Consider the following 9,880-nt stretch of genomic DNA (forward strand, 5'->3'; position numbering starts at 1 on the left):
TTTTTCAGTTTGTGGATAAAATACTGTATGTCTAAAATCAATTTTATTATTAAATTCAGGTTTTAAAACTATATTATTTCCTAATTTTTTTTCAAATGAAAACGCAAGAATAGGTGAAAATTTATTATATATTGATCTTATTGGTTCATTTTTATTTTCTCCACCTTGTACAAAGGTATCAATTCCTGTTTTTATTATAGTTACAAAATTATCTGTTTCACCGAATTTTGTAGTTATTTTAGAGCCAACTTCTTGTCTAATTAAATCAACATAATTACCACCTAAATAATCAGGGAATTCATCTAATTTAGCTGTTAAAGGATCAAATTTTGTATTTGCAAAATTTAAATCATAATTTAATGAATACTTTCCTTCTACCTTAACATCTTCCGTAGGATTACCTGATAATCTCAAATTAGTTTTTAGATGAGAGGTATCTTTATCAAATCTCACTAATTGATTAGCTTTATATTCTACATCTGCATTTACATTTACTTTATTTAAAAACTTACCATTTAATGCTGATTTTATAATAGTATTACCTAATCTTTCTTTACTACCATCATCTTCAATAAATTCTTCTGGAGTTTCTAAATCAGTAACAATATTAGTATTTTTATCTATTTTTCTATTATTTACTAAATTATCAACATAATATTTCAATTCTGTTGTAGATTTCAAACCAAAAAATTCTGGAGAAATATATTTAGCATTAAGTTTTATACCTAAATCGTGATTTTTTACTCTAGTTTCTTTATCATAAGAAGTATCAGTTGTATCACCATCCCAATCATTTAAAGTTATATTATTACGTTGAGATTTAATTTGGGTCCCTAAACTTAAGCCCTTATCTTTTATATCTATATTCAAATCTAATAATTTTAAATTATATCCAGTCTTATTGTGTGAAATATCTTTGCCATATATATTTTTATCTTTATTTTCATATACAGGTGCAAATTCAGGATTTATTTCTAATCCTGTTTTAAGAATTGCTTCAGTTTCAGCTAATAAACTGTAAGAACTAAGCAAACTTATAAATAACATGATTTTTTTCATCAAAACCTCCTATATTTTAGTCTACCTATAATTATATATTAAAATAAAGTTTTTGTAAACAACTTCAATCATATATATTATATATGATTATTATATATATAAAATATAGTTATTTCAAATTATTTACGTTCCTTTTTAATAAAAAAAAGATGTAGGCATAACCTACAACCTTTACTTTATATATAAAACTACAGGACAATGATCTGATCCTTCTATATTTGACTGTATTTCAGAATCAATTATTCTATTTTTTAAACTTTCTGAAATACAAAAATAGTCTATTCTCCAGCCAGTATTATTCTTTCTAGCATTCCCTCTATACGACCACCAAGAATATGCAAATTCTTTATCTGGATAAAAATATCTAAAAGTATCTATAAATCCAGAATCAAGTAGATTTGTAAATTTATTTCTTTCTTCTATTGTAAAACCTGGATTTCTTGTATTTGTTTTAGGATTTTTTAAATCAATTTCCTTATGAGCCACATTTAAATCTCCACAAACAATTACAGGCTTTGATTTTTCTAAATTTTTTAAATATTTTAAAAATTCATCTTCCCATATCATTCTATAATCTAATCTTAATAACTTATCTTTAGAATTAGGTGTATACACTGTTACAAAATAGTATTCAGAAAATTCCGCAGTTATTACACGTCCTTCATTATCATGTTCTTCAATTCCAATACCATAAGTCACATTTATTGGTTTTTCTTTTGTAAATATTGCAGTACCTGAATACCCTTTTCTTTCTGCATAATTGTAATACATATTATAACCAGGTATTTCTAAATCTAACTGTCCTTCACTAAGTTTTATTTCTTGTAACCCTATTATATCAGGGTTTTCTTCTTCAATATATTCTAAAAATCCTTTTTTTATAACGGCTCTCAAACCATTTACATTCCATGATATATATTTTTTCATTACTCTCCTAATTTAAATAATTTTAAAATTTTATGAATATCAGCATTATCGTTAGTAAATATTCCAAATTCTTTTCCATCTTTTATCAAAGTAACAGATGGTATAGAGTCTATTTCATACTTCTCCATTATACTAAGTTCATCATCAAGATAAATATTATGCAAATAATTATTTTTATTAGAATAAGAAATACTTTCTTCTTCATAATCATATAATTCTTTATTATGAACAATATAAGGATAAACTATAATATACGTTTTTATATTATTCATTTTATTTTTTATTTTGTTATAATTTTTCAAAAAATTTTGACAAGCAGGACACCATGCGGCAGCATAAATAATTACCGCATTTTTATCAGTTTGCAATACTTTTTCATATAAATCTTGATTCCCTAATTTTTCATATTTTATCTTTGAAAAAGAAAATATAGGTAAAACCAAAAGTAAAAACAATAATATTTTTTTCATTTCCCCACCCTATTTATTATTTATTAATATATTTGTGTATATTTTAATTTTTTCTTTATTTTTATCACTATTAGCTATATCTATTAAAATTTCTAGTGCTTTGATATTTTCCTGTGATAAAGCTATTAAAGCATATTTTTTTCTTTCATATTTATCGGTTGATTTTTGTGCTAAAAGTAAACTAGATTCAGCATCACCTAATTTAGAGGCTATCTTTAAATAGTCATCATATTCTTCATTAAGATCTATATCAAATAAAAACTTATATTCTTGATTTAAATTTACAAGTTTAGTTGCTACTGTAATATCTCCAAACTCAAATGCTTTTTTATACATATTTATAGAATTATATGGATCTCCTGAATTTTCATAATATTCTCCAAGTTTTCTATAAACAGGTATATACTCCATTTTCTCAAGTTTATCATATATTTCTTTTGCCTTAACCCATTCATCATTTTCAAAATATAAATTGGCTTTTATAAATTCTAATTCTTTATCAAAATGAGGTATTTGATTAATTAATTCAATGTTTTCTTTTCTCTTACTTATAGTTGATACATCAGAATTTTGAAGTAATTTTATTGCTGACTTAGTATGCTTATATGTCTTATATAATTCCTTATATATACTCATAGCTTCATCCTGTTCGCCTTCTAACTCTAAATACTGTGCCTTTGCAAAGAGAGCATCAACATTCTTTTCTTCTATAAAAGGTTTTAAAACTTTGTAGGAATCTACTGCATCATACTTTTCTATCAAAAACTTACCTAACCTTAATCTTTCAGCAGATGTAATATCATTTTTATTATACTTAATATATAATTCTTCCATTTGCTTATATTCCTCTAAATTTTTACTCATATCTATATAAACTGGATAAACAGTATAATTTTTAAGTTCGTATGCTTTTTTAAAATAACTATAAGCTTCGGTATATCTTTTTAAATTATATAAATAACTCGCTAAAAATGCTATTGCTTCAACATTATTTTGTTTAGCTGATTTTTCTAATTTTTCTATAGCTTCCCCACTCTTATTTGAAAACAAATCATATCTAGCATTTCTATATTCTGCATAACCGAAAGAAATATTTTCTTTATCATCATAGAATTTTTTTAATATTTCTTCATCTACTAATCCATTTATAGTTTCATATATTTCAGGATCATTTTTATCTGCAGCTTTTTCTAAATATTTCAAAGTATTATCATTATCTTCCTCATATATTTTAATAACAGCCTCTTCAACATAATCAAAAGCCTGATTGAAGTATATATTTTTTTTAAACAGATATACAATAAAAACAACTAAAACTAAAGAAAAAACTAATATTATTTCTTTTAATATTTTATTATTCTTCATTTATAACACCTATCTAATTTGAGAATTATTTTTAATTGAATCATCAACTGTTAAAAGCTTAGTTTTCTTCTTTTCAACTGTTGTTAAAAGCATACCTTGTGATATATGACCTTTTAATTCTACCGGTTTAAGATTTAATACAGCAGCTACTTTTTTCCCTACTAAATCTTGTTCTTGTTTATAATATCTTGCAACTCCCGATAATATTTGTCTTTTATCCTTGCCAGTATCTATTATAAATTTTAAAAGAGCATCACTTTCTTTAATTCTCTCAACTTTCTTAATTTCTACTACCCTAATATCTATATTATTAAAATCATCTATAGTTATAGGATTACTGATTTCTATATCATCATATTCATTTTCTACTATTTCTATCCTAGGAAATAAAACATCATTTGTATTTAATTTAGTATTTGATGGAAAAATATACCAATCTTTAATATCTACTAATTTAATATCTTTAACATTTTTTTCTATACCTAAACTATGTAATATTTTATTTGAAGTTTCCGGCATTACTGGATAAATTAATACCCCAATTTTATATATACCTTCTACAAGGTTATATAAAACTTGATTTAATCTTTCTAAATTTCCATTTTTAAATAAAATCCAAGGTTCAGTTTCATCTATATACTTATTAAGTCTAGAAATAAATTTCCATATATTTTTTAACATTTCAGAAAAATTAAAATCTGTGTATGATTTATCTACATTTTCTAAAGTTTCTTTCCATAAATTTAATAACTCATTATCAATTTCTTCACTTTTATCTGTTCTAGAAACAATAAGTTCAAAATATTTATTTTGCATTCCAACTACTCTATTTATTAAATTTCCTAAATCATTTGCTAAATCACTATTTATTCTTTGAATAAATGTTTTTTTAGAATAGTCTGCATCCTGTCCAAATGTTGCCTCTCTAAGTAAAAAATATCTAAATGAATCTACACCATATTCTTCTACAACTTCTATTGGGTCTACTACATTACCTAATGATTTACTCATTTTTTCACCTTCTATAGTCCACCAACCATGAACACCTAAAGTATTAGGTAGTTCTATACCAGCAGACATAAGCATAGCAGGCCATATTATTGCATGAAATCTTAAAATATCTTTTCCTACAACATGTATTACTTCTCCATTATTCCAATATTTATTAAAATCATCACTTCCAAAACCAGCTCCTGTAAGATATGAATTTAAAGCATCAAACCAAACATAAACTATATGATCTTTATCTAGTGGTAAAGGTATTCCCCATTTAAATGAAGTTCTTGAAATAGATAAATCTTGTAATCCTTGTTTTACAAAAGATATAACTTCATTTCTTCTACTTTGTGGTTTAATAAAATCAGGATTATTTTCATAAAATTCAAGTAATTTATCTTGATATTTTGATAGTTTAAAGAAATATGATTTTTCTACCATATCTATTACTTCTTTACCCATATACTTACCATCTACAAGTTGTGATTCTGTAACAAAAGTTTCTTCACTAACAGAATATTTTCCTATATATTCACCACTATATATATCTCCATTTTTATAAACAGTTTCTATAATTTTTTGAACATTTTTTTCATGTATAGGATTAGTTGTTCTAACAAACTCATCATATTCTATATTTAATTTATCCCACAATTTAATAAAATCAGATTTCATAAAATCTACCCATTCTTGGGGTGTAACATTATTTTTTTTAGCACTTTCTTCTATTTTTTGACCATGTTCATCAGTTCCAGTAATAAACTTAACATCTATTCCTTTAAGTTTATTATATCTTGATATAACATCACATATTACAGTAGTATAAGCAGTACCTAAATGCGGTTTTGCATTTGGATAATATATTGGTGTCGTTATATACATTGTTTTCATTTTTTTGTCGCTCCCTTTTCTGTTAATTCATATTTTATTCTTTCAACTTCTATTTCATCCATATCAAACTCAAAATCTGTTTGTCTTAATGCTTCATAAAGTATTATTGCAGCTGAATTTGATAAATTAAGAGATCTTCCTATTTTTAGCATAGGTATAGTTATATTATCTTCTTTATATTTATTTAATATTTCTTCAGGTATACCACGTGATTCTGGTCCAAACATAATATAGTCATTTTCATTATATGTAACATCCGTATATTTTTTTGTTGTTTTAGTTGTAGCAAAGTATATTTTACCATCACCTTTATTAGAAAGAAAGTCTTCAAAACTTTCCCATACTTTTACTTTAACATACTTCCAATAATCAAGACCTGCTCTTTTAACAGCTTTATCATCTAAAGAAAAACCAAGTGGTTTAATCAAATGTAAAGTAGTATTTGTAATAACACAACTTCTACCTATATTACCTGTATTATAAGGCATTTCTGGTTGATATAAAACTATGTTCATAATATCCCCTTTCCATATAGAAATCATAGATTTATAATTAAAAAATTTATAGGTATATTTTACTATATATATTTTTTTTTATCAAGGATATATATAAAAAAGACGATAGATATATTTTTCTATCGACTTTTCTATATTTTTATACAAATTTACTAACTATCCTCATAATATCATTATAAAACACATAAATCATTAATAACATTATTAATATAAATCCTATTGTATGAATAGTTTCTTCAATTTTTTTATTTAATTTTATTCCACAAGCTTCTAATAACACAAACACAACACGCCCTCCATCAACAGCAGGAATTGGTATTAAATTAAGAATTCCTATATTTATAGAAAGTATTGCAAATAATGGTAATAACACAATAAATCCATTTTGTTCAATTTGAGATTTAAATATACTTGGAAGACCAACTGGTCCTACTAAATTATTTGCAGCTACTTTCCCTGTAATCAATAATTCTAAACTCTTAAACGTACCTATAAATCCATTTAAAAAACCATTAATTGCACCCATAAATCCATATCCAACTATTATTGAATATATTAAATAAGCTGTAAATGCAGTTAAAAAATTCATAAAAACTCCAGCCAAAAGTACAACAAGTTGTTCACATTTAGGATGTGATATAAATCCCTCTCTATTATATTTTTCAATTTCTTCAATACTTAAATGAGAATATTCTTTATCATTTTTATCAATCTTCATCATACCTTCAATAGAAACAAATCCACCTATAGGTATTATTCTTATTGAATATTTCGTATCATTAATTTTTTTAGAATAAATTATAGGTCCCATTCCTATAGAAAATTCTGAAACTGGCATTTTAAAATATTTAGCAGTTGAAAAATGACCAAACTCATGTAAAGTTATTATTAATCCCAGTATTAATAAAGTTATAATTATTATCATTATTTAATCCTCTTTTCTAATTCTATCCTTTTATATATATTTCTAACAATATATTTATTTTGTGTATAATAAGCAATATCATTTGTAATTATTAGAACCTCTGTTTCATTTACTAAAGTCATATCTTCCTCAGAATAAATTTTTTCAATATTATCTACATAATTTTTATACTCTTCAACAACTTCTCCTAAAACATACGTATTTTCACCTTTTAAAATCTTAAAAATATATGATAATATGTTATCTTTTCCTGAAATTTCATACATAGAAATATTTTTCGAATTTTTATTAAATTCTTTAAAACTAATATCTAATTGTTCAAATATATCCATATACTCTATTTTTAATTTTTCTAAAATTTTATTTGGTGATTCAGAATTATAGTTTTTTGAATCATCATTTGCAGGAATTAATAAAAGAAATCCTTTACTTTCAAGATTTGAAACACTTGTATATGCTGCACTTCTAGAAATTTCTAAAATTTTAGATAATTGTGTTGGATTTAACCCTGGTTTATATACCAAACATTCATATATTTTTGCTTCTATTTCTGAAAAACCTATTTTTTTTAATAGTTTCGTACACTTAAATTCCATTATTTTATCCCCATTAATTCTTGATATGTACTTTTCATATATGTATCTGTCATTCCTGAAATATAATCGGTAACAATCAATAATCTTAAATAAAGTTTATATGAATATATTTTATTCTTATATTCATTTTCTAAACTATCTTTTTGCTTTCCTTCTAATTGTTCTAATTTAATCTTTTCATTAAGTTCATTTAACATCTTTGTTTCATATTTTTTTGAATATATTCTATATGTTTGTTTTTGATTATCACTCAACAATATTCTAAATTTTTTATCTATTAAACTATCATTTTCATAAGGTGTATCATAATTTATAACAGATTTAACAAATTTATCTAATAAAAACTGTATCATAGTATTTGAACCTAATTCCATTTTATTATTATTTTTAGATTCAAATATATATTTTCTTGCAATTTCTTTTAACAATTTAAGAACATTTGAAGCTTCTGTTTCAGATAAAAGTTCATTCTTAAATCTACCATTCATTATGTTATCATAATTATCTATAAATCTTTTTATGGTATCACGTATTATTAGACCTTGTATAGATATTATCCATCTACTTGCTGCATAACTATCTGGTTTATTATAATTATTTTTAACTGCATCAACTCTATATTTCAATAATCTATCATAATAAAGATTACCTTCAGTAAATCCTGCCATATTAAGTTCATTTAATAAATTATAATAATTTATAAATCCTTTTTTAAGTCCATCTTCTATATCAGCAGTAGCATACGCTATATCATCTGCTGCTTCTAATAAAAAAGTTAAAGGATGTCTAAATACTTTATTCGTTTCAACATCATATGTACCCGTTGATTTTACTATATCCCAAAATATATCTTCTTCAGCTAAAAAATATCCCATTTTTTTATCTTTTATATTTCCACTATTTTTATCTATATTAAGTGAAGAAACTGGATATTTAATCAATGTATTTAACAATGCATATGTTAAATTCATACCGTATTCATCAACTATAAAATGTAGTTTTGATACTACCCTTATTGCTTGAGCATTTCCTTCAAAATTAGTAAAGTCACTTATCATTTGTTCATTTAAGATTTCACTTAATTTTTTCTCTTCGCCATTTAAATCTTTAATAATTAATTTAGAAAGATTATCTTTAAACCATACTCTTATAGTATCTTCTCCAAAATGTCCAAATGGTGGATTTCCTATATCGTGTATTAAAGATGCTGATGCAAGTATAGTACATATAGCTTCTAATTCCTCATAACCAAAATCTTTATCTATTTTATCTTCAATAATTTTTTTACCTAAATACTGACCTAATGATTTACCGAAAGAAGAAACTTCTAAAGAATGTGTTAATCTTGTTCTAACAAAATCATTTTCTTCTAATGGAAATGCTTGAGTTTTATCTTGTAATCTTCTAAAAGAAGGTGATGATATTATTCTATGATAATCTTTATCAAAATCACTTCTAATATCACTAGCTTTTATTCTACTTCTAGCTCTTTTCGTATCTATCGAAAGTAATTGTTTCCAATTCATATTTTACCTCTATTCTAATATTATTTTTAACCATTTTTTTTCTTTATATCTAAAATAACAAATTATTGAAGAAAATAAATCTGAAATACCACCTAGTAAATATACATATTTTATATCTAAATCAAATATATTTAATCCTAAATATATTAAAGGTAATGAAATAAACCACACACCTACCATATCTACTATCATACCAAAGTATATATCTCCTCCTGCTCTTAGTATACCTACAACAAATAGTAATGATATTGCTTTATAAACCAGACTTATAGCCTCCATATACATTATAGAGTTAGTCAGTTTACTGAGTTCGGTATTTATACCCATAATCCGTAGTATAAAAGGTGTTGTTAAAATTAGTATTAATCCTAGAATTATAGAAAGTAAAAACATTAGTTTTATACAAACTTTAGATACTAATTCTGCTTTTTTTAAATCTCCTTTACCAAGCTCATTTCCAATAATAACTGCTGAGGCATTTGAAATACCAGAAAAAACACTAAATACAATAGAGCTAATAGTTGTAGTTGTAACAATAGCTGCAAATTCTACTACACCAATTTTAGAATAAAATCTAGTTTTAAAATTAGTTCCTATAACCCAAAATATT

General features: G+C 24.1%; 10 protein-coding genes. All 10 read right to left on the minus strand.

Translation table 11 applies throughout. From position 1 onward, the window contains the following. Positions 1-1,059: hypothetical protein (locus ACWYO2_RS03000; RefSeq protein ID WP_455515017.1), on the minus strand; the 1,059-nt coding region annotated here is incomplete at its 3' end. Positions 1,060-1,230: 171 nt separating this feature from the next. Further along, a complete protein-coding gene (locus ACWYO2_RS03005) occupies positions 1,231-1,986 on the minus strand; it encodes an exodeoxyribonuclease III (RefSeq protein WP_455515018.1) in 756 nt (251 codons plus the stop codon). Continuing rightward, entirely contained in the window at positions 1,986-2,456 is a 471-nt protein-coding gene (locus ACWYO2_RS03010) for a TlpA family protein disulfide reductase (RefSeq protein ID WP_455515019.1), read from the minus strand. The genes ACWYO2_RS03005 and ACWYO2_RS03010 overlap by 1 nt, the downstream gene beginning before the upstream one ends. Before the next feature lie 9 nt (positions 2,457-2,465). Continuing rightward, complete coding sequence (locus ACWYO2_RS03015) at positions 2,466-3,821, minus strand: tetratricopeptide repeat protein (RefSeq protein ID WP_455515020.1); 1,356 nt, start codon at positions 3,819-3,821, stop codon at positions 2,466-2,468. A 9-nt stretch (positions 3,822-3,830) separates the two neighbouring features. Beyond that, positions 3,831-5,708: a methionine--tRNA ligase gene (metG, locus tag ACWYO2_RS03020; RefSeq protein ID WP_455515021.1), complete on the minus strand. Its 1,878-nt coding sequence runs from the start codon at positions 5,706-5,708 to the stop codon at positions 3,831-3,833. After that, positions 5,705-6,223, minus strand: a complete 519-nt coding sequence (gene trmL / locus ACWYO2_RS03025) for a tRNA (uridine(34)/cytosine(34)/5-carboxymethylaminomethyluridine(34)-2'-O)-methyltransferase TrmL (RefSeq protein WP_455515022.1) — start codon at positions 6,221-6,223, stop codon at positions 5,705-5,707. The genes metG and trmL overlap by 4 nt, the downstream gene beginning before the upstream one ends. A gap of 139 nt (positions 6,224-6,362) precedes the next feature. Continuing rightward, complete coding sequence (locus ACWYO2_RS03030; protein WP_455515023.1) at positions 6,363-7,148, minus strand: site-2 protease family protein; 786 nt, start codon at positions 7,146-7,148, stop codon at positions 6,363-6,365. Then, positions 7,148-7,744 carry a helix-turn-helix domain-containing protein gene (locus ACWYO2_RS03035; RefSeq protein ID WP_455515024.1) on the minus strand — a complete coding sequence of 199 codons (597 nt, stop codon included), beginning with the start codon at positions 7,742-7,744 and terminating at the stop codon, positions 7,148-7,150. Before ACWYO2_RS03035 ends, ACWYO2_RS03030 begins: the two co-directional genes overlap by 1 nt. Further along, on the minus strand, positions 7,744-9,270 hold the full coding sequence (locus ACWYO2_RS03040) for a deoxyguanosinetriphosphate triphosphohydrolase (protein ID WP_455515025.1): 1,527 nt from the start codon (positions 9,268-9,270) through the stop codon (positions 7,744-7,746). The genes ACWYO2_RS03035 and ACWYO2_RS03040 overlap by 1 nt, the downstream gene beginning before the upstream one ends. Before the next feature lie 9 nt (positions 9,271-9,279). Next, positions 9,280-9,880, minus strand: a 601-nt coding sequence (locus ACWYO2_RS03045) for an MATE family efflux transporter (RefSeq protein ID WP_455515026.1), incomplete at its 5' end; no start/stop codon positions are given.

It is taken from the genome of Pseudostreptobacillus sp. (genome assembly GCF_977040545.1).

Bases quoted from the DNA above. Each gene is read 5' to 3' on its own strand.
- trmL (WP_455515022.1), bottom strand. From the start codon at position 6,223: ATGAACATAGTTTTATATCAACCAGAAATGCCTTATAATACAGGTAAT.
- ACWYO2_RS03035 (WP_455515024.1), bottom strand. From the start codon at position 7,744: ATGGAATTTAAGTGTACGAAACTATTAAAAAAAATAGGTTTTTCAGAA.
- metG (WP_455515021.1), bottom strand. From the start codon at position 5,708: ATGAAAACAATGTATATAACGACACCAATATATTATCCAAATGCAAAA.
- ACWYO2_RS03040 (WP_455515025.1), bottom strand. From the start codon at position 9,270: ATGAATTGGAAACAATTACTTTCGATAGATACGAAAAGAGCTAGAAGT.
- ACWYO2_RS03010 (WP_455515019.1), bottom strand. From the start codon at position 2,456: ATGAAAAAAATATTATTGTTTTTACTTTTGGTTTTACCTATATTTTCT.
- ACWYO2_RS03005 (WP_455515018.1), bottom strand. From the start codon at position 1,986: ATGAAAAAATATATATCATGGAATGTAAATGGTTTGAGAGCCGTTATA.
- ACWYO2_RS03030 (WP_455515023.1), bottom strand. From the start codon at position 7,148: ATGATAATAATTATAACTTTATTAATACTGGGATTAATAATAACTTTA.
- ACWYO2_RS03015 (WP_455515020.1), bottom strand. From the start codon at position 3,821: ATGAAGAATAATAAAATATTAAAAGAAATAATATTAGTTTTTTCTTTA.